The organism is Clostridium swellfunianum (assembly GCF_023656515.1).
GTDB classification, from domain to species: domain Bacteria; phylum Bacillota; class Clostridia; order Clostridiales; family Clostridiaceae; genus Clostridium_AT; species Clostridium_AT swellfunianum.
In genome coordinates, this window is the sequence record NZ_JAMOFV010000006.1 from 3,368,696 (window position 1) to 3,395,473 (window position 26,778).

At 34.0% G+C, this 26,778-nt stretch carries 23 protein-coding genes; 22 read left to right on the forward strand and 1 reads right to left on the reverse strand.

From position 1 onward, the window contains the following. The first annotated feature begins 47 nt into the window (after window positions 1–47). The 5 genes from NBE98_RS15890 to trmB all read left to right on the forward strand — a co-directional run bounded on the left by NBE98_RS15890 (window position 48) and on the right by trmB (window position 5,125). Window positions 48–1,424, forward strand: a complete 1,377-nt coding sequence (locus tag NBE98_RS15890) for a PhoH family protein (protein WP_250815996.1) — start codon at window positions 48–50, stop codon at window positions 1,422–1,424. Between the two features lie 184 nt (window positions 1,425–1,608). Continuing rightward, window positions 1,609–2,643: a phosphodiester glycosidase family protein gene (locus NBE98_RS15895; protein ID WP_250815997.1), complete on the forward strand. Its 1,035-nt coding sequence runs from the start codon at window positions 1,609–1,611 to the stop codon at window positions 2,641–2,643. A gap of 12 nt (window positions 2,644–2,655) precedes the next feature. Next, window positions 2,656–3,714, forward strand: a complete 1,059-nt coding sequence (locus tag NBE98_RS15900) for a hypothetical protein (RefSeq protein WP_250815998.1) — start codon at window positions 2,656–2,658, stop codon at window positions 3,712–3,714. Between the two features lie 98 nt (window positions 3,715–3,812). Next, entirely contained in the window at window positions 3,813–4,451 is a 639-nt protein-coding gene (locus NBE98_RS15905; RefSeq protein WP_250815999.1) for a site-2 protease family protein, read from the forward strand. A 38-nt stretch (window positions 4,452–4,489) separates the two neighbouring features. Continuing rightward, window positions 4,490–5,125: a tRNA (guanosine(46)-N7)-methyltransferase TrmB gene (gene trmB, locus NBE98_RS15910; RefSeq protein WP_250816000.1), complete on the forward strand. Its 636-nt coding sequence runs from the start codon at window positions 4,490–4,492 to the stop codon at window positions 5,123–5,125. Between the two features lie 38 nt (window positions 5,126–5,163). Here the strand turns inward: trmB and NBE98_RS15915 are convergent, their stop codons facing one another. Then, window positions 5,164–6,048 carry a DUF2156 domain-containing protein gene (locus tag NBE98_RS15915; protein ID WP_250816001.1) on the reverse strand — a complete coding sequence of 295 codons (885 nt, stop codon included), beginning with the start codon at window positions 6,046–6,048 and terminating at the stop codon, window positions 5,164–5,166. Between the two features lie 246 nt (window positions 6,049–6,294). On the opposite strand from NBE98_RS15915, the gene NBE98_RS15920 reads away from it, so the two are divergent. From NBE98_RS15920 to NBE98_RS16000, 17 genes are all read left to right on the forward strand, one after another. Continuing rightward, on the forward strand, window positions 6,295–7,107 hold the full coding sequence (locus NBE98_RS15920) for a hypothetical protein (protein WP_250816002.1): 813 nt from the start codon (window positions 6,295–6,297) through the stop codon (window positions 7,105–7,107). Window positions 7,108–7,280: 173 nt separating this feature from the next. Further along, on the forward strand, window positions 7,281–8,516 hold the full coding sequence (locus NBE98_RS15925) for a DUF438 domain-containing protein (RefSeq protein ID WP_250816003.1): 1,236 nt from the start codon (window positions 7,281–7,283) through the stop codon (window positions 8,514–8,516). 130 nt (window positions 8,517–8,646) lie between these two features. Beyond that, window positions 8,647–9,393 carry an elongation factor P 5-aminopentanone reductase gene (ymfI, locus tag NBE98_RS15930; protein ID WP_250816004.1) on the forward strand — a complete coding sequence of 249 codons (747 nt, stop codon included), beginning with the start codon at window positions 8,647–8,649 and terminating at the stop codon, window positions 9,391–9,393. A gap of 22 nt (window positions 9,394–9,415) precedes the next feature. Then, on the forward strand, window positions 9,416–10,510 hold the full coding sequence (locus tag NBE98_RS15935; RefSeq protein ID WP_250816005.1) for an SGNH/GDSL hydrolase family protein: 1,095 nt from the start codon (window positions 9,416–9,418) through the stop codon (window positions 10,508–10,510). A gap of 18 nt (window positions 10,511–10,528) precedes the next feature. Continuing rightward, complete coding sequence (locus NBE98_RS15940) at window positions 10,529–11,410, forward strand: AraC family transcriptional regulator (RefSeq protein ID WP_250816006.1); 882 nt, start codon at window positions 10,529–10,531, stop codon at window positions 11,408–11,410. A gap of 168 nt (window positions 11,411–11,578) precedes the next feature. Further along, a complete protein-coding gene (locus NBE98_RS15945; RefSeq protein WP_250816007.1) occupies window positions 11,579–14,881 on the forward strand; it encodes a family 10 glycosylhydrolase in 3,303 nt (1,100 codons plus the stop codon). A gap of 172 nt (window positions 14,882–15,053) precedes the next feature. Next, complete coding sequence (locus NBE98_RS15950; RefSeq protein ID WP_250816008.1) at window positions 15,054–16,613, forward strand: family 10 glycosylhydrolase; 1,560 nt, start codon at window positions 15,054–15,056, stop codon at window positions 16,611–16,613. A gap of 76 nt (window positions 16,614–16,689) precedes the next feature. Continuing rightward, on the forward strand, window positions 16,690–17,748 hold the full coding sequence (locus NBE98_RS15955; RefSeq protein ID WP_250816009.1) for a Gfo/Idh/MocA family protein: 1,059 nt from the start codon (window positions 16,690–16,692) through the stop codon (window positions 17,746–17,748). 21 nt (window positions 17,749–17,769) lie between these two features. Further along, the gene (locus NBE98_RS15960; protein ID WP_250816010.1) at window positions 17,770–18,594 is read left to right on the forward strand and encodes a sugar phosphate isomerase/epimerase family protein; all 825 of its coding nucleotides are present in this window, start codon (window positions 17,770–17,772) and stop codon (window positions 18,592–18,594) included. 14 nt (window positions 18,595–18,608) lie between these two features. Beyond that, window positions 18,609–19,466 carry a sugar phosphate isomerase/epimerase family protein gene (locus tag NBE98_RS15965; protein ID WP_250816011.1) on the forward strand — a complete coding sequence of 286 codons (858 nt, stop codon included), beginning with the start codon at window positions 18,609–18,611 and terminating at the stop codon, window positions 19,464–19,466. A gap of 185 nt (window positions 19,467–19,651) precedes the next feature. Further along, window positions 19,652–20,608 (forward strand): ABC transporter permease, encoded by a 957-nt coding sequence (locus tag NBE98_RS15970; protein WP_250816012.1) that lies wholly within the window; start codon window positions 19,652–19,654, stop codon window positions 20,606–20,608. A 12-nt stretch (window positions 20,609–20,620) separates the two neighbouring features. Then, window positions 20,621–21,523: a carbohydrate ABC transporter permease gene (locus NBE98_RS15975; protein WP_250816013.1), complete on the forward strand. Its 903-nt coding sequence runs from the start codon at window positions 20,621–20,623 to the stop codon at window positions 21,521–21,523. Window positions 21,524–21,581: 58 nt separating this feature from the next. Then, window positions 21,582–23,054, forward strand: a complete 1,473-nt coding sequence (locus tag NBE98_RS15980; protein ID WP_250816014.1) for an extracellular solute-binding protein — start codon at window positions 21,582–21,584, stop codon at window positions 23,052–23,054. A 72-nt stretch (window positions 23,055–23,126) separates the two neighbouring features. Then, window positions 23,127–24,509 carry an FAD-dependent oxidoreductase gene (locus NBE98_RS15985; RefSeq protein ID WP_250816015.1) on the forward strand — a complete coding sequence of 461 codons (1,383 nt, stop codon included), beginning with the start codon at window positions 23,127–23,129 and terminating at the stop codon, window positions 24,507–24,509. Between the two features lie 25 nt (window positions 24,510–24,534). Next, window positions 24,535–25,005, forward strand: a complete 471-nt coding sequence (locus NBE98_RS15990; RefSeq protein WP_250816016.1) for a GNAT family N-acetyltransferase — start codon at window positions 24,535–24,537, stop codon at window positions 25,003–25,005. Between the two features lie 31 nt (window positions 25,006–25,036). Further along, window positions 25,037–26,068: a Gfo/Idh/MocA family protein gene (locus NBE98_RS15995; protein WP_250816017.1), complete on the forward strand. Its 1,032-nt coding sequence runs from the start codon at window positions 25,037–25,039 to the stop codon at window positions 26,066–26,068. A gap of 31 nt (window positions 26,069–26,099) precedes the next feature. Further along, complete coding sequence (locus tag NBE98_RS16000; protein WP_250817601.1) at window positions 26,100–26,774, forward strand: N-acetylmannosamine-6-phosphate 2-epimerase; 675 nt, start codon at window positions 26,100–26,102, stop codon at window positions 26,772–26,774. Window positions 26,775–26,778 lie beyond the last annotated feature (4 nt).

The window sequence follows — 26,778 nt, forward strand, 5'->3', positions numbered from 1 at the left end:
TTTCTCAATACTGAATATTAATAAGCTAGGAAAAGGGGGACATTATTTTGAGAAGAACCTATGTTTTAGACACAAATGTTATCCTATATTCACCAAACGCCATATTTTCCTTTGGAGAAAATGACGTGGTTATTCCAGAGGTGGTACTCGAGGAACTTGATTCCTTTAAAAAGGATAAAAGTGATTTAGGTTCTAATGCAAGACATGCAGCAAGAATTATAGATAAGCTGAGAAAGCAGGGAAAATTAAATAAAGGAATTGAACTTACTGGTGGAGGAAAATTTAGAGTTGAAATGAATCACTTTGATACCGAAATACCGCCACTTTGGAACAGACAAAAGCCTGATAATAGGATTATACAGGTTTGTAAGGGCCTTAAAGAGCAAGGGGAGGATGTATGCCTAGTTACAAAGGATATATTTGAGAGAATTAAGGCAGATACAGTTGACATAGACTCTGAAGACTTTTATGAAAAGATGGTTCCAGAATATGAAAGTCAGTATACTGGAAGAATTGATGTCTATACTTCTTCAGAAAAACTGGACGAGTTTTATCAAAAAAAGTGTCTTGAGGTTAAAGATCTCTTATATTATTCTAATGAATTAGATGAATATTTATCTCCAACGCTGTATATTAATCAGTTTCTTATTATACATTCTACTGAAAATCAAAGAAAAACAGCGCTAGGAAGATTTGATGGAAAGATTGTAGTACCTCTTATTTTTAAAGATTCAAGCCCACTAGGAATAACACCAAGAAATGTAGGTCAAAAATTTATGATTGAAGCCCTCTGTATGGATGCTGATAAAGTACCTCTTGTTGTAATTAAAGGTCCTGCAGGAACAGCTAAAACACTTTTTTCACTAGCTGTCGGTCTTCAAAAGGTAATGGAGGAAAATACAGGACAATATAGGAGAATTTTAGTTTGCCGGCCTAATGTGACTATGGATGAAGAAATAGGTTATCTTCCAGGTACAGAACAAGAAAAGATATCTCCTTTTATGAGACCAATATTTGATAATCTTCAAATCTTAGTAGATTCAGATGAAAGAGAAAGATATAAAAACGAAAAAGAACTTGATGACAAAGTTAGAGAATTATTTGATAGGAAGATAATTACAACCGAAGCTGTAGCTTATTTAAGAGGAAGATCTATAGTCAAGAACTGGGTTATAATAGATGAAGCTCAAAATCTTTCACCAAAGCAGGTAAAGGCGATTATAACAAGAGTGGGTGAAGGAACAAAACTTATTTTGATAGGTGATCCAGACCAGATAGACCATGCGTTTTTAGATTCAAGATCGAATGGACTATGCTATGCAGCCGAGAAGATGAAAGGTAGTGAATTATGCTGCCAGGTTACTTTAAAGTATGATGAGTGCGAAAGATCCCCATTAGCTTATGAGTCTTCAAGAAGATTATAAGACAGGAGGCACACTTGATGTGCCTCCTGTTTTGCATAAAAAACATAGTTTTACCTGTAAATACTTATAAATACTATTTAAAATATATTGGTTTTATAGTAGAATATCTATTGTGTCTAAGTATGTGAAAATCCTATCGAATTATATATGGTTTAAAAATCGCAATAATAGAGGATGGTGGAATATGACTTCTAAAAATAAATTAGATGAGAGAACAACTAGTCCACAAAAGAAAAAGAAATTTTCATGGAGGTTTTTTACAGGTTTTATTATATTTGAATTTGTATTTACAGCTATAACTGGTCCTTTTATGCTTTATTATGGGCCTTTTGAAAATGTAAAGAAATCTATGGTAAGTGCTATTATGCAAACACGAACTCATCAGTATTTTGCTACAGCATTTTTATCGGACAAGCGGATAGATAAAATTCTTGACAGAGACTCAAGCAATTTAAGTGGATGGATAAACGTAAGCTCAGAACAACAGCATACTAGTGATATAAAGATACCTAAAAAGCATGATGATTCTATTGAAAGATATGATGTAAGCGGTAAAAGATTCGATGCATATGTACTTGAGATTAAAGATCCTACAAGAATTAAGGTTGCTTCTACAAAGAAACTTGGAAAAGAAGGTCAAAGGACAAGTCAAATGGCTGAGGATAGAGATGCAATAGCAGCAATTAATGGCGGCGGGTTTACTGACAAATCAGCAGATGGACAACTTTGGGCTGGAACAGGAGCTTATCCAACTGGCTTAGTCATTTCTAATAGTAGAGTAATTCATAATGACTTAGGTGATAAAACAAAGACTAGTATCATGGCCATTACTAAAGACGGACTATTGGTAGTTGGAGAAAAAAGCCTGGATGATTTGAAAAAAGAAGGAGTCACTGAGGCTATTTCTTTTGGACCTCCATTAATAGTTAATGGGAAACCCCAAAAGGGCTTAGATCCAGGACCAAATCCTAGAACGGCTATTGGACAAAAACAAGATGGAACTATAATATTAGTGGTTGCTGATGGAAGACAGGGACTTAAGCTAGGGGCAAGCCTGCAGGAGATTCAAGAAATACTTCTTAAGCATGGTGCATGGAATGCCACAAACCTAGATGGGGGTTCTTCTTCAACAATGTACTATAACGGAGAAGTAATAAATGAGCCAAGCGATCCTCTTGGCGAAAGAGCTGTTGCAACGGCTGTTTATGTAGAGAAATAAAGGGGGATAAGGATGAAAAGATTTAAAAGAATAAGTGCTTGGATTATTGTATCTCTCGTTTTACAGTCATCAGTACTTCTATATTTGGACAAGTTTTACTTTGTGACTGAAACAGATTTTAAAACTAAAAAGATTGAAACACCGACTGCTACTCCTATTGTAAAGAACATTGAAATAAATATTCCTAGTAAAGCAACCCATGTAAGTACTTCTTTCGATGGAAAATTTGTTGCTTATTATGATAGTGACAATTTGGAGGTAGTTAATACTGTTGATGGAACAAAGAAACAAGTATCCTTTGAAAAGGATGAAAAAGTATCATTCTATAAATGGCTTCCTGATATAAATGCAATGATAATTGCTGAGAAAAAAACTACGTCTAAAGGGGACACGCTGTCTTTTTCAAACTATGATGTTCAAAAGGATAAGAAAAAGGATATAAGTGTTGATAGCAAGGGGAAAACAAATGTTATTAATCTTCCAGATAAGCAGTCAGAGGTACAGGATATTGTAATGTCAACCTTAACTAATATGATTTACATTAAGATAGATCATAAAGGAAATAAAAATAGCGTATACTCTATGAATGTTATGTCACAGATTGAAAAACTGAGATTATACAGTGTTTCAACAGGAGATGTACTAACTTTTACTCACGAGGCAAGACTCGCTTATGAAGATGGAGTTTATGGCAAAGTATATGTTACTGGTATAAATAAACCTATAACTATTAAAGGGGTTGCCAAAATAGCGCTAATCGCTACTGATGATGAAAATAAATTATATGTAGGTCAGCTAGAAGGAACTAAGGTTAGTAAAATTTACTATGGTTTGGTCAAGGAAGCTACAGATAAATGGAAAACTATAGAACTTAAAAACCAAGTAGATAAAAAAGATATACATGTATCACTAGAGGGTGATATTTATGTAAATGATAATCTAAAGGGCATAGTTACAAATATAAATACGGGTAAGGAAACTAAATATACTGGCAAGTTTTTGCAGATATATAAAGGTGGTATAGCTGCTATATCTAATGGAAAGCTTGTTAAGGTAAATTTTGAAAAATAGAGCAGAGATACTCTCTGCTCTATTTTCTTCTTTCAATTAGAGAATTATTTGATATAATAGTAATAAATGTTCAGTTATTATTAGATGGAGGGATAAAATTGAGATTTGATATATTGAAGACTCTTCTGTTAATTCCAGGGATACTTGTTGGACTTACGTTCCATGAATATGCGCATGCAATAACAGCAGATAGATTAGGAGATAAAACACCAAGGTTTCAAGGAAGACTTACATTGAATCCTTTAGTCCATATTGATCCAATAGGATTCATAATGATTCTGATATTTGGTTTTGGCTGGGCTAAGCCAGTTCAAGTAAATCCAAGTGCTTTTAAAAGGTACTATAAGGATGACCTAAAAGTAACTCTTGCAGGTCCTGTAGCAAACTTAATTGTTGCTATTTTATCTGCATTGATTTATGGTATTTTTTCAAAATTTACAGTAGCTAATGGAGGTTATTCATCTATGCAGTGGATAATTTCAATGATTTTGGTATATTCGGTTACTATAAATTGTGCTTTGTTTGTATTAAATCTTATTCCAATACCTGGATTTGATGGCTTTCATATTTTAAGAGATCTTTTCCCAAAGTTCTTTTATAAGTTTGCAGAGCAGGTTTACAGATATCAGTTTATAATAATGATTGTGTTTTTAGCTACTCCGTTAGCTGGGATAATAATTGGAGTACCAGCAGGTTTTGTAAGCAGACTTATGTTCAAGCTAGCAGATCTTATTTAATTACCCAGGCAATTGACTAAGAAACAGGAGGCAGACAAATGAGACTAAGGAAAAAGTGGTGGGCAAGACCAGAACTGGAAAGTAGCTCTTTTTTTATAACTAATCCTAGAGATTATGCAGGAAGATGGAGTGAAGTTTTTGGCAATGATAATGAAATAAATCTAGAGCTTGGATGTGGAAGAGGAAGATTTATACGTGAAAAATCTAAGCAAAATCCTAATAAAAATTATGTTGCTATAGATTTAAAAGATGAGATATTGATATACACTCTTAGAGGAATCATAGAAGAAGAAATAGAGAATGTTAGGGTAGTACCTCTAAACATTCAACTGATTGAAGGTGTTTTTGGCAAGGATGAGATTAGTAAGATTTATATAAACTTTTGTAATCCATGGCCAAAGGATAGGCATAAAAAAAGAAGACTCACACATAGTGGATTCTTAGCTAATTACAAACAATTTTTAAGACCAGGAGGAGAGATTTGGTTCAAAACAGATGATATAGGTTTATTTGAAGAGTCTATTGAATACTTTAAGGAAAGTTCATTTGAAGTTGAATATTTAACCTATGATCTTCATAATAGTGATTTTCAACACAATATTGTGACAGAATACGAAAGTAAATTTACAGGCTTAGGAATGAAAACTATGTTTCTTATTGCTAAACTTAAATAAATTTTTATAATAAAAAAGCCTGAAGAAAATTCAGGCTTTTAATATATAGAGTATTTTGGTTCTAATTTAACAGGATAATAAGAAAGCTTTGCTTTTCTAAGTCCTTCCTTGCCTAAGTCTTGTTCACGATTAATAAAAGGAATATCACTAAAGCAAGTCTCTACAAAGGTTTTATTAACAAAAGCATAAAGTCCATTTATGTTTGCGGAAGCTTTTTCAATGTGTATAATAGCCATATCATCATTTACTTTTTCTCCTATAGTAAAAGCTGATAATATATCATTTACATATACAGCCATGCCTATAAAATCAAGCTTATTGCTATTGGTTAAAAGTTCTTGAATTGCTTTTAATTCATATTTTAGATATCCTTTGCAGTCATTCTGCTTGCACCATTCGCAGGCAGCTTTTAGACAGTCTTCTATGTTTTGTTCATTAATTAGTTCAGTATGGTAAGTATTATTTTTAATAAAGTTGTTATAATGATTTTTTTTGCCGTGAAGTTTTTTACCAGAAAGTGAACTAAGTTTTGAACTGTCATAAATATAATCAGAATTATCTCTGTCTTCTTCAATTATAAATTTATCTCCAAAGATTTCTTTAACATCATGGACAAAGGAAGTTTCTGCATCCTTAAACAAATAATTCATTTCATGTTCCTTTTGATAACTCATTAACACTTCAATAATTTCTTTAAGATTTTCTTTTCTGTAACCAATAGGCTGCATAAAGTGATAATAGCCATGAAAGTCCATCTTCTTAATTATAAGCACATCATTGATTATGCAATACTGCACGTCTAGACCTTTTCTCCATATGAATAGATTTGTAAAAGAATATTCACAGGTTGAAAAGGTATATGGTTTTAGATATTTATCAAAAGTTATTTTATCCTCAAGATTTAATGGTTTAAAATTCAACATTTCGATTACTCCTTTGCTCTATCATAAATATTATACGCTAATGGTAAAAAGGTTACAAACGTAAAAACATTAATTTTTTATTAAAAATACTTATTTAGTTACTTTTTTATAGTATTATCTTATATTTTGGCACTTATATAGTATTTTACTAAATCAACTCAGTATAAATAGCTTCTGCTTAGGTTAATTTAATAATGTAACTGTTTTAAATTTATATATTTTTAATCGAAGTGGAGGCGTAGATATATGAAAAAGGTTGCAGCTATTGTTATGAGTGTTTTGGTAGTTAGCTCTGTTTCAGGATGCGCTAACAGAACTACAGGATACAGAAACAGAAATACTGGAATGTACCAAGGTACAAATCAGGGTACTACACAAGGAACTAGAACAGGATATGGAACTAATAATATAGGAACGACTCAAGGAATGTATAGGGATGGAATATATACAGGTCAAGGAGATAAAGGAGCGAATGGGAATCAAACAGCAACAGTTGTTATTTCTGGTGGAAGAATAACAGATGTAACACTTAGAACTGTTGATGCACAAGGCAGAGACTTATCTGGGAATATTGCACCTGGAAGAACAACTGGAATGGTGGGAAGTACTGATAATACAGCAGGAAACCCGGGAGCAAAATACTATAATACGCCCGGTATTACAACTGGTGGAGCAGATGCAGGTATGAGTTCTGATTTAGTAGGCTCGCCTAGAGGGAATACCGGATATGACGCAACTCAGAATAATATAGGTATGACAGGTAGAACGGCTGGTTACGGAAATGCAGGTACAGCAGGAACCTATGATAGAGAAAGAACTGAACTTGCCAGAAGAATAATAGACCAACAAACAGCTGATGTGGCACTAAATGAATTTGATACAAGTGAAGGTAGGAATTGGAAACTAGCTGTACGAAGAGCTTTAGATAAAGCTAGAACAACTGGTACAACAGGAACTACTACTGGAGGTACTACAGGTGGAACTGGAGCAGGTACAGGAGCGGGTACAAACGGAGGAACTATGGGTGGAACAACAGGTGGAACAGGTACAGGTAGATAAATGATTGGGTAAGCCGTAACAGATAGTTACGGCTTATTTTTAAAATTATGTAATTATAATGTATATATACAAGCAAAAGCAGGAAAACTTTTAATAATATTGTCTCAAAGTTTTATAGGTATATTTATAAGCTAGCAATTATAAAGGATAAATTAGAAAGATGAGGAGTGTTTATGAGCGAAATTATAAATAATAGGGAATACAGACAAAACGTTTTAAAAGAACTTATTATGGAACTTCATGAAGGTAAAAGTGTTGACCAAGTTAGGGAACGGTTCGCAAAGTTAATAGAAGGAATTGCACCTTCTGAGATATCTGAAATGGAACAGGCACTTATTATGGAAGGGATGCCGATAGAAGAGGTTCAGAGACTGTGTGATGTACATGCTGCTGTCTTCAAAGGAAGCATAGAGGAAATTCATAAAAATGATGAAAAAGGTCCAGAAGAAATGCTAGGGCATCCAATACATACTTTAAAACTCGAAAATAGAGAACTTGAAAGGCTTATTGATGAATCTATAAAATCAGATCTAGATAGATTTTATAACGATGATAGCAAAGATAATGTTTATAAACTTTTAAGCAATATAAATTTACTTTTAGATATTGATAAACATTATTCAAGAAAGGAAAATCTAATTTTCCCGTATCTTGAAAAGTATGGGATAACTGCTCCACCTAAAGTTATGTGGGGTGTTGATGATGAGATTAGAAATGCAATAAAGGAAGTTAAGAAGCAACTTCATAACTATAAAGGAAATAAGGCTGACGTGAAAAGCAAGCTTGAGGAAACACTAAATAGAATAAAGGAAATGATATTTAAAGAAGAGAGCATATTGCTTCCTATGTGTTTAGAAACTCTAACAGAAGATGAGTGGATTACTATAATGGAGGAGAGTGAAGAAATAGGATACTGTTTAATATCCCCTCAAGAAAAATGGAAGCCTAAGAGAGCAAGCCTAATAAAGGAAAAAAGGGAGACTATGAATATTAGTGATATTGAAGGATACGTTAAACTTCCAACAGGTTATCTAAGTATTAAGGAGCTTACTTATGTTTTAAACACACTTCCTTTTGATATTACCTTTATAGATAAGAATGATATAGTTAAGTATTTTTCACAATCATCTGAAAGAATATTTGCAAGGACAAAGGCTGTTATAGGAAGGAGTGTACAAAATTGCCATCCACCTGCCAGTGTTCATATTGTAGAAAAAATGCTGGAAGATTTTAAGTCGGGAGAAAAGCAACAGGAGGATTTCTGGATTAAAATGGGACCCATGTATGTTTATATAAGATACTTTGCGGTTAGAGACGAGAATGGAGATTATTTAGGAACTGTAGAGGTAACACAAAACATAAAACCAATTCAGGAGATACAAGGAGAAAAAAGGCTCCTTTCTGAATAAATATAATATGACAGATCATCAGATATTACTGAAGAACTGTCATATTTATTTCATGAAAAAATGTAAATTTGATTTGATGCTGAATTATGGTAAAATCAAATTATTATATTCATTAATACGAGGGATAAAGATGAAAATAGATTTAAGTGGTAAGGTAGCTTTAGTAACAGGAGCTTCTAGAGGTATAGGAAGAACTATTGCTCTTGAACTTTCTGGTGCAGGATCGGCAGTAGCTATTAATTTTAATAAAAATGAAGAAGGGGCTAAAGAGACGCTTGATTTGATAAAGGAAAGAGGCGGTTTTGGCATAATTGTTAAAGGCGATGTAAGCGTATATGAGGAAGCGAAAAGGATAATTGATGAAACTGCAAATAAGCTTGGGAAAATAGATATACTAGTTAATAATGCGGGCATATCTAAGGTAGGGCTTTTTATAGATATGGTCGAACATGAATGGAATGAACTTATAGATGTAGATATAAAAGGGATAATTAACTGCTCTCACTGTGCTTTAAAATATATGCTTAAGATCAATAAAGGAAGCATAATAAACATATCATCTATATGGGGCAGTACAGGAGCCTCTTGTGAGGTTATTTACTCAGCAGCCAAGGGTGCTGTAAACAGCTTTACAAAGGCTTTAGCGAAGGAATTAGGCCCATCTAATATAAGAATTAATGCAATAGCTCCCGGAGTTATTGATACAGAAATGAATGCATGGCTTTCAGAAGCTGAAAGAGAAACTCTTGTACAAGATATACCAATGATGAGGTTTGGAACAGGCGAAGATGTTGGAAAGCTTGTGGTATTTTTAGCTAGCGATGCCGCAAAATATATAACAGGTCAAATAATAACTGTTGATGGTGGAATGATATAAAATTGTTATAGGTGGAGGAAATATGAGTAACAGAGAGATTAATGTACAAGAAATTGATAAAAACATGATTATTGAGGACTTAATTGATAATTTTAAATGGATTATGCCAACAGAAAGCCCTTTTAAATTATCTGGTTTTCTATGGTTTTCACAAGATAAATGCTACAGAAGACTGCCTAAAAAGCCGATGTATAAATTATCCGAGGAAGTTGATATATTAGCAAATTGCACTGCAGGCGGGCAGATTAGATTTAGAACTAATAGCAGCTCCGTTGCAGTCAAGGTTAAGCTTTTAGGAGCTGCCAATATGGTTCATATGACGGCAACAGGTCAATGCGGCTTTGACATATATGCAGGGACTGATGAAAAGGTTTATTACTGCGGTACAACAAAATTTGACCACACAAAAACCGAATATGAATATACATTTTTCAAAATGAAAGACAAGCTGTGGAAAAATATAATTATTAATTTTCCACTATATCAAGGAGTGGAGCAGATTCAAGTCGGTATAGAGGCTTCTGCTGAGGTTCAGGCTCCCTTCAACTATAAGTCTGACAAAAAGATTCTTTTTTATGGTACTTCAATTACTCAAGGAGGCTGTGCTTCAAGGCCGGGAATGGCTTACACCAACATACTAAGCAGGAAGCTGAACATGGAGGTTATAAATTTAGGCTTCTCAGGTAATGGAAAAGGGGAACCAGAGATGGCAAAACTTATAGCGTCTATAGAGAATCCTGCATGCTTGGTTTTAGATTATGAGCCTAATTGCATAAGCACTGATTTATTAGGAAAAACTTTACCAGAATTTATTAGAATATATAGGGAAGTCCATCCAAAGGTACCTATATTAGTAGTATCAAGAATTTCATATGCAATGGACAGATATGATGAAGAAATAAGTAAAGCACGCACAGAAAGAAAAGCCATTCAGAAAAATACAGTAGAAAAGTATAAATCAATGGGAGACTCTTATATATATTTTTATGATGGAGAGGCGTTGCTGGGACAGGATTTTGAAGAGTGTACAGTAGATGGAATTCATCCAACCGATTTGGGTTTCTCAAGAATTGCGGAAGGACTAGAAAGGCCTTTATTGGATATATTAAATATTTAGAACAGGGTGAAAAGTAGTATGGAAAAATCCAAAAGAACTTTAAAAAAGTATCATCTTGACAAGCAATTTTTTTTATCTCCAACTAAGTTCGGCGGACTAATGCTTTATCAAATAGGAGATTTATTTTGTGATAGTGGCTACTATTTAAAGAAGCACAAGCAAATAGTTTATGAAATAACTTATATTTACTCTGGAAAAGGAAAGTTTTATGTTAATGACAAACAGTATGAAGTAAAAAAAGGTGATATTATCATCAACAAACCTGGAGACATGCATGAAGGTGAAGCAGATGCAATAGAACCATTTAGATTCTTTTATCTAGGTTTTTTGTTTTCAGACTCAGAGGAAGAAGAACAGGAGCTGCTTGCTAGTATAAAAAACGTATTGGATAATTTAAAGCATCCAATAGCAATTGAGAAAACAAGTATCCAGGAGAGCTTTACAAAGGCTTATAAGGAATTTATTAGTGGTGACGAGTATTCGAAGTATTTGGTAAAAAATTGCTTAATGGAAATACTAATAACAACTTGCAGAAATTTTAAAGAAAGTAACAAACTTAGTTTCACGGAATATGAGATTAAAGAAAAACTGCTTGATAGGATAATAAGTTATATAGATACAAATTTTGAAAAAAGTATAAGAGTAGAGGACATAGCATCGGAATTTGGGTATAGCAGTTCATATATTTCTCATTTGTTTTCAAAGCATATGGGTATTAGTGTGAAAAGCTATTATGATAATAAGCGACTGGAAAGAGCTTTTAAGCTGCTAAAAGATAGTGGGATGTCTATATCAGATATAGCTGCTAAATTAAATTATAAATCTTTATATTCCTTTAGCAGAGCTATAAAAGATAAATATGGGGCTGCTCCAACTACCATCAGAAACCTTAGTAAATAAGCTAAGGTTTTTTTGATATTAAAATTCCTCCAAATGTTAAATAAAAAGCAGTTTGTGTTAAATAAATGGAGAAAAAATTCTGATATAATTCAAATTATGGATAATATTTTCAAATTTATAAAGTTATGAAAATATTAATCCTAAAATTTATTAATGAGGAGGAGAACCATGAGAAAAATCAAAAAAATTCTTAGTATTGCGCTTACTGGTTTCTTAATGCTCGCCGCTTTTCCTGCAAAGACACATGCAATAAATAATGGTAGCTTGCAAGGAAAGCTTGAGATTGAGGCAGCAAGTTTGGATCCCAGCCTTAATGTACAAGGTCCTAAAAAAGAAATTAATTATTTTGATGTGGACGTGAGTACAGGTAAGGATAATTTTATTGCACTTTTATCCAGTAAGTATGGAACGGTAACAGGAATAACCAAGACAAATTGGGTTGCCGTACAGATTGACAGTACAAACACAGTTAGGAAAGTTATAAACAAAGCACCATCTCTGGGAGCAAAGCCAGCTTTTAATCAGTCGGCCAATATTGAAATATTGCAAGGTGGATATGTTCTTATAGCTTCTGATGATAGCTATGCTACAAGAGGCTATAAGAAATTTTTAGCTGAAAACTTTAAGGAGGGAGACATAGTAAAATTAAGATTGAACGATCAGGTTTTTACTATAGATCAGCTTACCTCACAGGTTGGTGCTCCAGAGATAGACATGACAATAGATAATGAGCAGATGTATACAGTAACTTCAGGTACAACTTCTATAAAAGGAAAATTATCTAATTTAAAATTAGGACAAGCATATAAATTGAAGATAAATAATCAAGAAACTGCGATGAACAATGATTTAACCTTCAATTTAGAAGTTAAGCTCAAAGAAGGGGTAAATTACATAGATATTGTCCTTTATGAAAACGATTTAGAGAAAATAAAGAAATCTATCATAGTTTACAATAAATCAAATGAAAACAATAATAAGGAAGTAGTGCTTTGGATAGAGCAAAGCCCTAACTCAAAATCTTTTCAAACTGTTGATGACATAGAGAAAATGATTCTAAAAGCAAAAGATGCAGGGGTAACTGCTTTTGGAATTGATGCTAAGGGACCAGAAGGTTTTGTTTCATACAAGAAAAGTGATTTGTCAAAGTCGCCCTATGTAAGTGAAATGAAAAGTGATAAAAAGAAGGGATCAAATCCTGATTTGGATTTATTAGATGAGTATGTACGAATTGCTCACAAATATGGGATGAAGGTTTATGCAAGCATAAACGTGTTCACAGAAGGAAACATAGAAATCGGGGAATCAGCAGTGCTAGCAAATCATCCAGAATGGGAAGAAATAGTGCAAAGACCGGAAGATAAAGGTCAGCTTCTTCCAATTTCAAAGAGCAGCTATTCTAATAAATTATTAACTTTTGTCAATCCTGCAAATGATGAAGTACAAAAGTTTCAATTGAAGCGCTTTGAGGAAATACTGAAAAACTATGATGTTGATGGTATAAACTTAGACAGGGGAAGATACGACAATCTATATGCTGATTTTAGCGAAATTAGTAAAGTTAAATTTCAGAAATACTTACAAGAAAGAGGTAAGACTTTAGAAGCTTGGCCGGGTGATGCATTTAAAATAAACTCAGAAGGAACTATTGTAAAAGGAAAATATTACAATGAATGGTGGGCCTTCCGTTCAGGAGTAATAAAGGATTTTTCGAGCAAGGTTAGAGGGTTAGTTAATGATTATTCAGCAAAGAAGGGTAAAAAGCTTACACTATCAGCTTATGTTGGCTCATGGTATGAAAGTCTTTATCAAAACGGTATAAACTGGGCAAGTCCAGATTTTAAGTATGATAAAAGATTAGCTCTTCCAGAGGATGATATATATACTGAAGATTATCAAAAGACTGGGTATATCGATAATTTGGATTTTATAATGATTGGAACCTATTATAAAACTTCTAAAGAAGTAAATAAGTATATTACCTTAGGAAACATTATAACTAACGGGGAGCTCCCTATATACGCTGGGATGTCACTTCCAGATATACCAGAACCAGCTGTTCAAAGAGAAGTTTTTCAGACAGCTTTAACTAATTCGAGTGGGCTGATGCTGTTTGATCTATGTTATACAAACTGGCCAATACAGAAAGCTGCTATAAAGGATAAGAAGTATATCAAAGATTTTCAGCTGGGAATAAGCAACCCAAAGGATGGCTCAAACTTTATAGAGGCTGCTGATATTAACATAAATAGAAATGAAGATACTATAGTTATTTATAATGAAGGCCTTGGCAAGGATACAACAGGTACGGGTGTATATGGCGTTGAGGTGGCTGTTGACAGTCAGGGTAAGGTAGTTGAAACGGCAAATCAAAAAACAGCTATAAACTGGTCGTGGACAGCTGATGCTGGCAAAATTAAAAATGACACTAAAATACCACAAGGCGGTTATGTAATCTCAACTCAGGATAAATCGGGTGTTAAAACCTTAAGACAGCTTTTGGCAAATAATTATAACATTGGCGATGATGTAAGAGCAGCAATACTTAAAGGTTATCTTGATTATGAAGGGGTAAAGACATCAAGCAGCAAGCTTGCTATAAATGGAATTGTCGAGGTGTTAGGCTTTGGTAAAGCAGAAGTAAAGATTAATAATGAGCAGGCTATAATAACTAACAACTGCAACTATTCTGGTGAAGTAGAACTAGTGGAAGGCGAAAATATTATAAAGCTTGAAGTATTTGTAGATGGAAAAAAGACTAATGAAAAAAGCATAAAAATTTATAGAGAACAAGAAGGGGTTACATTAAAAAATACAGAAGAGACAAAGGTAGTATCTATAGGAAATAGCAGCAACAGCAGAGCTGAAGTTATAGTTCCAAAGTCTGCTATAGATGGAGAAAAGAAATTGAGTATTCAGGCAGTTAAAGATGGCATAGAAAAATTTCCTAAAGGCTTGAAGTCTGATATTTTTGAGTTTAAAATAGATAATCAAAAGTCTTTTGAATTTAAAAAGCCAATTTCTATAGCTATTAAGCCATTAGCTAACATGGATAATACCTCTAATTTAGTACTTGCTTATTTAGATGAAGTAAATAATAAATGGATTGTTATTGAAAACTCTAAGTATGATGCTGTTAGTGGATTAGTTATTGGAGAAACCAGCCACTTCACTATGTATGCAGTAGTAGATAAAGAAGAAATCCTTTCGAAGACAGAGGAAAATCAAGAAGAACAACCTAAGACTGAAGATCCAAAAACTGAAACGCCCAAAGAAGATAAACCAAACCAAACTGGAAATGAACAGACAGAAGATATACAAAAGCCTCAAAGCGGCGAAGGAACTGTAGAAAAAACAAATAATTTACCTCAAACAGGGCATCAAGTTGATTTTAATTTACTAATAATATTTGGTTGCACAGCTATAATTTTGGGTCTATCAACTCTAATTAAAAGAAAGCGTAATGTGTAGGGAGTCTAAAAGACTCCCTTTTTTAATTTAAAAACCACCTAAAATGACAAATAAAAAGGCAGCTTATGTTAAATAAAAGGAGAAAAGTTTCTGTTAAAATATATATTAAGAAAAGTAATTCCAAAAATAATGCAATAGACATAATATTAAGAGGATTACAAGGAGGTTAGCTGTGAAAGAACTAAAGGATGTAATAAATGGAAGAGTAAACAATGAAGAAGAATCTAATAAGAATGTTTTGAGTGAGAAAATAACAGAAGAACCACTAATAATGGAATTTATCAATGAAAAAATCTATACTGTACAAGAAAATAGTACAATAATCAGCGGCTGTTTAAAAAATATAAAATACGATAAAAGTTATCATTTAAGAGTAAACAATAAAGAAATAAATTTAGATACACAATTTTCTTTTAAACAGGAGCTTAAGCTTGCTGAAGGAACAAATTTTATAGATGTTGTACTCTATGAGGATAATACTGAAAAAGTAAAAGAAAGCATAGTTGTCTACAGAAAAACAAAGGACTTCCCAGAGAAGGAAGTGGTACTATGGGTTGAACAGTTTCCAAATGCAAAGGATTTCAAAGCTGTCCAAGATATTGAAAAAATGATGCTTACTGCTAAAAAGTCCGGTATAACTGCTTTTGGTATAGATATTAAAGGTCCTGAAGGCTTCGTATCTTATAAAAAGAATGAACTGTCAAATTCTCCATATATAAGTGAAATCAAGCATCCTAAAAAAACAGGTGTAAGTACAGAGTTTGATCTTTTGGAAGAGTTTATAGCCATTGCTCATAAGCTTAACATGAAAGTATTTGCAAGCATAAATGTTTTTGTTGAAGGTAATATCATTTTGGATGAGTCAGCATTCTTAAAAGAACATCCTGAGTGGGAGGAAATAGTTCAAAGACCTGAAGATAAAGGAGCTTTACTTCCACTTTCAAAGAGCTGCTTTGATAAGAAGATTTTAAGCTTTGTAAATCCTGCTAATGATGAAGTTCAAGAGCTTCAATTGAAGAGATTCGAAGAAGTGCTTAAAAACTACGATGTAGATGGGGTTAACTTAGATAGATGCAGATATGACAATATGTATGCAGATTTTAGCAAGATAACAAGAGAAAAATTTGAGACGTTTTTAAATTCAAAGAATATGAAGCTTCAGAACTGGCCAGGAGATGTTTATAAGGTTGAGTCAGATGGAAGTCTTAATAAAGGCTGCTTATACGACTACTGGTGGATGTTCCGATCTTCACTGATTAAAGAATTTGCAGCAAAGGTTAGAGATCTTGTTGACAGATACTCAAAGGATAAAAATAGAAACATATTTTTATCAGCTTATGTTGGATCATGGTATGAATATCTCTATCAAAACGGAATTAATTGGGCAAGCCCTAGTTTTAAATATGATAGTAGATTAGCCTTTCCAGAGGACAGCCTTTATACAGAGAAGTATGCTGAAACTGGGTATATAGACCTCTTAGACTTTATAATGATTGGAACTTATTATGATACTGCTAAAGAGATTAATAAATATATAACCTTAGGCAATATAATTACTAATGGCGAGCTTCCTATTTATGCTGGCATGGCACTAACGGAGATACCTGATGCTGAGGTTCAGAGAGAAGTGTTTCAAGCTGCTTTAAACAATTCTAATGGACTAATGTTGTTCGATCTTTGCTATACTGATTGGCCGATACAAGAGGCAGCCATAAAAAATAAAAAATTATAGAAATAGAAACTAGAAAACAAGTTAACAAGTTAAAAAGTTATCTTTTTAGTAATTAAAGAAGATGGGGGTAGTAATAATGAAAAAGATTAGAGTAGCAATAATAGGCACAGGAAGTATAAGCAAGCTTCATGCTGCAGCTTATAAAAGACTTGAATGCGTTGAGATAATTGCGTGCTGTGATATAAATAAGGATAGAGCAAAGGAGTTTGCTAAGAAGTATGATGTCCCACAGGTCTTCACAGATTTTAATGAAATGCTGAAGCTTGAGGAGATAGATGCTGTAAGCGTGACAACCTGGAACAATGTACATGCTCCTGCAAGTATAGCTGCTTTAAAAGCAGGCAAACATGTGCTTTGTGAGAAACCTCTAGCTTTAAATGCAGTACAGGCACAGCAGATGGTAGACACTGCTAAAGAAGCAGGTAAGCTTTTAATGGTTGGTTTTGTAAGAAGATTTGGAGAAAATACAAAAGCTTTAAAAAACTTTATAGATAGTGGAGAGCTTGGTGAGGTTTACTATGCCAAAACAGGCTGCTTAAGAAGATGGGGAAACCCAGGGGGATGGTTCTCTGATAAAAAGAGATCAGGAGGCGGTCCAGTTATAGACTTAGGCGTGCATGTTATAGACTTGGTAAGATATTTAATAGGTAAGCCTAAGGCCGTTTCAGTGTCAGCTTCAACCTTTAATAAATTAGGAATGAAGCCAAATGTTAAGGGAATAGGAAAGTACTATTCAGCTGACTACAGTGAATATAACGATGTTGAGGATTGTGCAGCTGCTTTAATTAAGTTTGATAACGGAGTTACACTTTTCTTTGAAACAAGCTGGGTACAAAATATTAAAAAGGATTCACTATATCTTGAACTTTATGGTAATAAAGCTGGAGCACAAATGGAGCCAGAGCTTGAGTTGTTTGAAAATAAAGGAGAGTATCTAAGTAACTCTAAGCCACTGATGAGTACAGAAGGAAGCAGCTTTGAGCATAACTTTAATGAAGAAATTCAACACTTTGTTGACTGTATAGCTAATGGAACTTCATGTCTAAATCCAGGTGAAGATGGAGTGGAGCTTATGAAGATTTTAGATGCAATTTATAAATCTTCAGAAACTGGATATGAAGTTGTAATTGATTAGGGACATAAGGAGGATAATAATATGGAAGTATGTGTAAGCGCATGGAGTATTCATAAGAAGCTATTCAGTGGTGAAATGAGTGTATGTGATTTTATAAATCTTTGCTATGAGCATGGTATTAAAAATGTTGAATTGTTATTTTGTTTCTGGAATGAACAAAATCGTATTGAGGATGCTATTTCATTATTAGAGAACCTAGGGATGAAAGTTGGAGCATATTCAGTAGGCAATGATTTTGTTCAACAGGATGAAACTTTAAGAAAAATAGAAATTGATAAGGTTAAGCTTGGGGTTGACATAGCTTGCAGACTCAATACAAAACTTCTTAGGGTATTCAGCGGCAACGCCAAGGATGGTATAGAATATGAAACTGCAAGAAAGTGGATTTTAGACTGTTTTAAGGAAGTAGCTCCATATGCTGAAGAAAAAGGTATAGTTATGGTGCTTGAAAACCATGGCTTGTTTGCTGGAAAGAGCGCTCAGGTCAAAGAATTGATTGAAGAAGTGAATTCTATAAGTTTAAGGGCAAATACAGATGTAGGCAATTTTATTCTTGTTAATGAAAACCCTCTTGAGGCTGTTAAAGCATTAAAAGACTATGTAAGCTTTGTGCACTTTAAGGACTTTAAGAAGGTTTCAGAGCAAGAGTATGGCTATAACGATATTGATGGAAACAAGTATCAAGGCACTGTGCTTGGTAATGGAGAAATTCCTATGAAGGAAATTGTAGACCTTCTATATGAAAATGGATATGAAGGTTATTTATCCATAGAATATGAAGGAGTAGGAGAACCTATAAAGGAAACTGTTGAGAGCATTCACTATACAAAATCAATTATTAGATAAGCGAGGTAATTGCTATGAGAAGAAACAGCATAGGCGTTATGGTAGATTCCTTTAGGGTTAATTTAAAAGATGGCATAAAGAAGGCAAGAGAGGTTGGAGCAGACGGTATACAGATTTATGCTGTAAGTGGACCTATGGACCCGGATAACTTAAATAAGGCCCAAAGAAGAGAATTGCTTGATTACATAAAATCTAACGGACTTGTAGTTTCGGCGCTATGTGGAGATTTAGGAGGACATGGTTTTGCAATAAAAGAAGATAATTATTTTAAAATAGAAAAATCAAAGAAAATAATGGAGCTAGCAAAGGATTTGGAGACAGATGTAGTAACTACCCATATAGGAGTAGTGCCTTCTGATAAAAAACATCCAAGATATGAGATACTGCAAGAGGCCTGTAGGCAGTTAGGAAGCTTTGGAGACAGTCTAGGAGCTTATTTTGCAATAGAAACTGGCCCAGAGAAGGCTTTAACCTTAAAAGGATTCTTAGACAGTCTTGAAGTCAAGGGAGTAAGGGTCAATTATGATCCTGCAAATTTAGTTATGGTAACGGATGACGATCCTGTAGAAGGAGTTTATATTCTAAAGGATTATATTGTCCACACCCATGCGAAGGACGGGATAATGGTTAGTAAAACGGATCCTGAGATTATTTATAATTATTTTGCTGAAGGTGGAATAGAAGATGTGAGACTTGAGGACTATTTCCTTGAAAAGCCTTTAGGGCAAGGAAGTGTTAATTTTAATGCTTATGTTAAAGCTCTTCAGGATATTGGTTATTCAGGTTTCCTTACTATAGAAAGAGAAGTTGGATCAAACCCTGAAAAAGATATTAAAGAAGCCATGGACTTCCTAAAGAATGCTTTGAAGTAACCCCAAAATGCGTATCTTAGTTAAGGTACGCATTTAAATTTAGATAAAGAATCATAAAATTCATGCAAAAGGAATAAATTTTTTATTATTTAAATAAAAAAGAAAAAAATCTCCAAAATCTATTGAAAACGGTTTATGATTCTGATATAGTATAGATATAAGTTAATAGAAAGAGAGGAAAAATTATGAAGATAGAACCTAACAATTCTAAAGGTCTGCTTCCCTTAAGGTCTAACAGGACAAGCGCCTTTACAGATGTCAAAAAAGATTGGGACTTATATTTGCTGCTGATTCCAGGACTTGTTTTTTTAGCTATATTTAGATATGCTCCGATGTATGGCTTAGTAATAGCCTTTAAAGACTTTAATATATACGATGGTATAGCTGCAAGTCCATGGGTTGGGTTTGAAAATTTTCATAAGTTGTTTACTTCTCCAGCTTTTTACGAAGTATTTAAGAATACATTGCTTATCAGTATTTATAAAATAGTATTCCTCTTTCCATTTCCTATTTTGATAGCAATATTGCTAAATGAAATTAGAAATATGGCATTTAAGAGGTCAGTGCAAACAGTTATATACTTACCACACTTTTTATCCTGGGTCATTGTAAGCGGTATATTCATAAATGTACTTTCAGTAAATGGAGGAATAATTAACAATATAATTCAATATTTTGGTGGACAACCAATAAGGTTCTTTATGGATAATAACTACTTCAGGTCAGTGATAGTTACTACAGCAGGCTGGAAGGAAGTAGGTTGGAGCACAATAGTTTATCTTGCTGCCATTACAGGTATTGATCCTCAGCTTTATGAAGCTGCTACAATTGATGGAGCAAATAGATTTAAGCAAGCTCTTTATGTAACACTTCCGGGTATGACACCAACTATAGTGCTTATGTTTATATTAAGACTTGGCTCTATATTAGAAGCTGGTACAGAACAGATTCTTGCAATGTATAATCCTACAGTCTATAAGACAGCAGATGTTATTGGAACTTATGTATACAGAGTTGGTCTAGGACAATCAGATTATAGCTTTACTACAGCAGTTGGGTTATTTGAATCGATTGTAGCCCTTACCTTAATCTTGTCAGGAAATTATCTGTGCAGGAAATTCCTAAATAGAAGTATATGGTAAGGGGGATGGAAAATGGTAAAAAATAAATCTACAAAGATAAAAATGAGTTTAGGTGAAAAGATTTTTACAGTATTTAACTACTTGTTGTTTATACTAATAGGCATAATAACTCTATTTCCTTTTCTAAATATAATAGCAAAGTCCTTCAGTAGTGAAGCAGCAGTAATATCAGGAAAGGTAAGCATAATTCCTGTAGAGTTTCAATTGGGAACGTATAAATACGTATTAGCAAACAGCCAATTTATAAATTCTTTTAAGGTATCTGTTTTCATTACTGTAGCTGGAACTCTTTTAAGCCTTGTAATGACTGTAGTAGCCGCATATCCTCTATCAAAGCCAAGATTGAGAGGAAGAAAGATTTTCACACTGATTTATATTTTCACAATGCTCTTTAGCGGAGGTCTTGTACCTACTTATATATTAATGTCAAATTTGAGATTGGTTAATAAATTACCTATTTTAATACTGCCATCATTAATAAGTGTTTATAATCTGCTTATAATAAAAAGTTATTTTGAAAGTATACCAGACAGTTTGGAGGAATCTGCAAAGCTGGATGGAGCTTCAAACACAACTATATTGTTTAAAATAATTCTCCCGCTCTCACTGCCTGTATTCGCGACCATAGCACTCTTCTACGCAGTTGGATATTGGAACAATTATTTTACAGCAATGATATATATAACAAATCCTTCACTAAAGCCTATGCAGCTTTACTTAAAGGAAATGTTATATGCTGCAAGCGACGTTTTTCTTCAGATTAACAATAAAAATATCGATGCAACTATGAATTCTACTCCTGAGGCTATACAAGCAGCTTCAATAATAACTGCAACTGTTCCAATAGTTATAGTTTATCCATTCCTTCAAAAGTATTTCGTAAAAGGAGTACTTATAGGTTCTGTTAAGGAATAACAACTTTGTTGTAAAGGCAAATGCCTTTAAATATATTAATTTTATAGGGGGATTTTATATGAAAAGAACATTAGCAATTGTACTAAGCGCAGTTCTTGTTGGCGGATCGCTTATTGGCTGCAAAAAAGAAGAAGCTAAGCCAGTGGATAATCCAAATGCACCAAAGCCTACTTTAAGATTTTTAGGTCAATACGACAGATTTGATCTTAATGCAGACCCTGTAGCTAAGACATTAGAAGAAAAGACTGGATATAAAGTTAACTATGAGAGTCTTCCAGCTGAAAATCCAGATGAAAAGCTAAATCTTCTTATGACTAATAAAGAAGAGTTTGATGTTATGAAGCTAAGTGCTGCTCAATATTACAAATTAGCTTCAGAAGGAGCACTTGAACCAATTGATACTTTAGTAGAGAAGTACGGAACCAAGCTTAAGGAAGTTATAAGCCAAACTTCTTGGAATAGTGCTAAGATAAATGGAAAGACCTATGGAGTTCCAGAAAAAGCATCTATGGACACTGTAGGAACTCAGCTTGCATTCAGACAGGACATATTAGACGAGTTAAAGCTTCAGGTTCCCAAAACCACTGATGAGCTTTACACTGTATTGAAGACTATAAAAGAAAAGAAAAACATGATACCACTTACTTTGCACAATGGTGAATCTTTAATCTCCGAAATATCAGGAGCTTTTGGTATAACAACAAGCTGGAATGATAAGAGCGGAACATTAGTAAACAGAGTTGAGGAGCCAGCGGTTAAAGAATATCTTGCTTTTATGAACAAGCTCTATGCAGAAGGCTTAATCGATACTGAAATGCCAACTAATAATGGAAGTAAGGTGATTGAGAAATTTACAAGCGGTAAGGCAGCTGCAATGAGACTGGCTTGGTGGTCAGCGCCATCAGTTTATCCAGCTCTCCAAAAGAACTTTGCCAACGCTAAGGTTACTTTAACCCCTCCGTTAAAAGGAAAAGACGGAAAATCCGGGGCAGCTTTTTCAACAGGTATATCTTGGTATATTGCAATTCCTAAGGCATCTAAGCACAAAGAAGATGCTATGAAGTGGATGGACATAAAAATGAAGGATGATGTATTTAAATCCATGGCTATAGGTGAAGAGAATGTCCACTACACTAAGAAGGATGGAGCATATTATCCGATACTTCCAAAATTCTTTGATGAAAGAAATAATGCGTCCTGGTATTTAACAGGAAGCCAAGAAAAGGATTATCCAACTTACTGGCAAGCAAGAGTTAGAAAAGATGCAAATTTACAGGCAACTTTTGAACAAATACAAAAAGAAAGTAGTCCAGTAGGAGTTAGAGATGCATTAGCATTCGCGCCACCAATACCTTCAATTTCAAAAAACAGCATTAAGCTTAGCAAACTTGAAACTGATTTCTACTTAAAGGTTATTGCTGGTACTGAGAAGGTTGACAGCTACGACAAGTTCCTGCAAGACTGGAAGTCACAAGGTGGAGCGGATTGTATAAAGGATGCTAACGATTGGTTTAAGACCGCAAAAAAATAAATAACTAAATAGCAGGGGCTATAGTTCCTGCTATTTATTTTTAAAAAATACAGAGATATAGGGGAGAACGCCATGTCAGTTAACTTTTTAATTGAAAATGAAAGGCAAACTAAAATTATAGATGAAGTAGATGTACTTATTGCTGGAGGAGGAACTTCAGGAACTGTGGCAGCAATAGCCGCAGCAAGAAGTGGAGCAAGGGTTTTGTTAGTTGAACAGTTTGGAAGCTTAGGAGGAAGTGCAACAGAAGGTTTAGTTACCCCTTTAATGCATACACATATAGAAGAAAATCCTATGTGTTCATCAATTAGCGATGAGATAAATAAAAGAACTATAGAATTAGGGTATAGCTTTTGCGACAGTACAAATAACGCAGGGCATTTTGATCCATTAATGCTTAAGTTTGTATTAGAGGAGATGGCTGTAAAGGCTGGAGTTAAAATACTATATTACACTTTTGTAAGTGATATCATTAAAAAAGAAAATGAACTTAAAGGATTAATAGTGCACAATAAAGCCGGAAGAGGAGCAATACTTGCAAAGAGAGTTATAGATTGTACTGGGGATGCAGATGTTGCTGTGCTATCTGGTGCACCATATGAAAAAGGAAATCCTGAAACAGGCGAGAATCAGCCTATTTCACTTAGATATACAATGTCAGGAATAGATATTCAGAAATTTATAAGGTTTATGGATGAAAATTATAAGGGAGGATATCAATACGAACCTCCAATGTTCCATACAGCTATGGTTTGGGGAGGAAATTGGTCTTTAGCGCCGTTATTTAAACAGGCTTTGGAAAATGGAGATATAACTTATGAAGATGGAGCCTACTGGCAAGTATTTGGAATTCCAGGAAAGAGGGATGCATTGGCATTTAACTGCCCAGAGATATTTGACAAGGTTGATGGAACAAATCCAGAACACTTAACAAATGCTCAAATATATGGCAAGGAAACAATATTAAGACACTTAAAATTCTACAAAAAATACTTTAAGGGCTTTGAAAATGCCTATGTTTCTCAAGTAGCTGAGCAGGTTGGAATTAGAGAATCTAGGAGAATAAAGGGACATTATTATATGACTGATGAAGATTGCATTCTTAATAGGAAATTTAGCGATTATGTAGCAAGGTCAAACTATCCTGTAGATATTCATGGTAAAAAGCTAATAAATAAACATTTTGATTCACAGGACAAAGACCCAATACCATACTACGAAATTCCGTATAGAGCCTTACTGCCCTTAGGAGTGGATAATTTAATTGTTGCAGGAAGGTGCATATCTGCTTCATTCTTAGCACAATCTTCTCTAAGAATTCAGCCAACAGTAAGGGCGCTTGGTGAAGCAGCTGGGATTGCAGCAGCATTATCTATAAAGAAGAATGTAAGGCTCACAGAGATTAAAGGTGAAGAAGTAAAAGAAGAAATGGAGAGAAGAGGAGCAAAATTTTAATATAAATTAAAAGGGGAAATTAATTATGCCTGATATGTTAGTAAAACTGTATGAGGTACAGGAAGATAATAAATTGATTAATAGGCTTAAAGAAGAAGGAATTGAAATAAGAAATGCTATTGCACCAGAAAAACATATAGTAGTTAATTGGGTAAAAGAAAAGTTTGGCGATTTTTGGTCAAGTGAGACAGAAGTAGCTTTTGCTAATCACCCTGTATCCTGCGTTATTGCTACAAAAGGAAATGAGATGCTAGGGTTTGCTTGTTATGAAGCAACCTACAAAGACTTTTTTGGACCAACAGGGGTTGATGAACAGTATAGAGGAAAAGGTATTGGTAAGGCACTGCTGCTTAGAAGCCTTATAAAGCTAAAAGAGTTTGGTTATGGCTATGCAATTATAGGTGGAGCAGGTCCTAAAAAGTTTTATGAAATATCTTGTGGAGCAACTATAATTGAAAACTCAGTACCAGGAATATATAAAGGAATGTTAAAGTAGATGAAAATAAAGTATAGAAGAGGTGAGATTAATGAAGAAGCTTAGAGTGGCTATTGTAGGCTGCGGCAGAATAGCAGAGCTTTATAAGGAAGTTTTTAAGGAACTTTCAGATAGAGTTGAGGTTGTTTATGCAGTAGATATAGACATAGAAAGAGCAAAGAGCTTTGCTAAAGGACTTGAAGGATGTATAGCCATAACAGATTATAAGCAGTGTTTTAATAATAATATAGATGTTATGCATATTGCAACACCGCATAATCTACACGCTGTTATGGCAATAGAAGCAATGAGAAACAAGATTAATGTTCTTACAGAAAAACCAATGGCTATAACCTTAAAGGATGCTGACGAGATGATAAAAGTATCTGAAGAAGAAGGTGTTAAGCTCGGGGTTATATTCCAAACAAGATATGTTAAAGGATGCATGGATATTAAGAAGCTGATTGAAGAAGGAAAACTTGGGGAAATTGTATCAGCAAGATCCTACCTATCTTGGAAAAGGGAAGACAGTTATTATAAGCAATCTGACTGGAAGGGAACTTGGGACAAAGAAGGAGGAGGTGTACTGATTGATCAGGCTATACACAGCATTGACAGAGTACAATGGCTTGTTGGATCAAATGTAGAATGGATAGAAGGTACTATTAACAACAGAATACACAAAATAGTAGATGTTGAAGATGTAGCGGAAGCTTTTGTTAAATTTAAAAATGGATGTTTGTATCAGCTATATGCCTGCAATTGTTTCAACTATGATGCTCCAATAGAGATTGAAGTTGTTGGTGAAAAAGGCAGAGCTGGACTTAAGCAGGATTTAGCATGGGTACAACTCGACGGTGAAGAGCAGTATGAAATTAAAGACGGTTATGATGGATTATCTGTTGGACCAAACTACTGGGGCTGCAGTCATATAACACAATTAAAGCATTACTATAATTCTGTAAGAGAAAACAAAGAAGTTTATATTGATGGCAATTCAGGAAGAAAAGCACTGGAAATAGTTAAAGGAATCTATAAATCCTCAAAAGATAAAAAAAGAGTATACCTTCCTTTTGAAGATTAATTTAAAGAAAGAGGAGATAAAATTGGAGAAGATACTTGAACAAATTAAAGGCAAGTTAATAGTATCCTGTCAGGCATTAGAATATGAACCTCTTTATGGAAGTAACTTAATGGCCCGCATGGCATTGGCTGCTTTCCAAGGTGGGGCAGCCGGCATTAGAGCTAACACATATGATGATATAGTTGAAATAAAAGCCACTGTAAATCTTCCGGTGATAGGCATAGTTAAAAGAGACTATAAGGATAGTAGCATTTATATAACTCCAACTATAAAGGAAGTTAGAGAAATTGAAGCTGCTGGTGCGGAAATAGTAGCTTTGGATTGTACTTTAAGAAAAAGACCTAATGGAGAAAAGCTTGAAGATTTAATAAAGGCTATTAGAAAAGAATTTCCTAAACTTTTAATTATGGCTGATATATCTACTGTCGAAGAAGGAATAAATGCTTATAGGCTAGGTGTAAATTTGATAAGTACTACTTTATCAGGCTATACAGAATATACTCTTTCTAAGGAAGGACCAGATATTGAACTTGTGAAGGAATTAGTTTCAAAGGTTAGTATTCCAGTAATTGCTGAAGGAAAAATAGATACGCCTGAACAGGCTAGGCTATGCCTTGAAGCTGGGGCTCATGCAATAGTAGTTGGAGGAGCTATAACTAGGCCAAAGCAGATAACTGAAAGATTTATTAAGGTAATTAATTTATAATAAG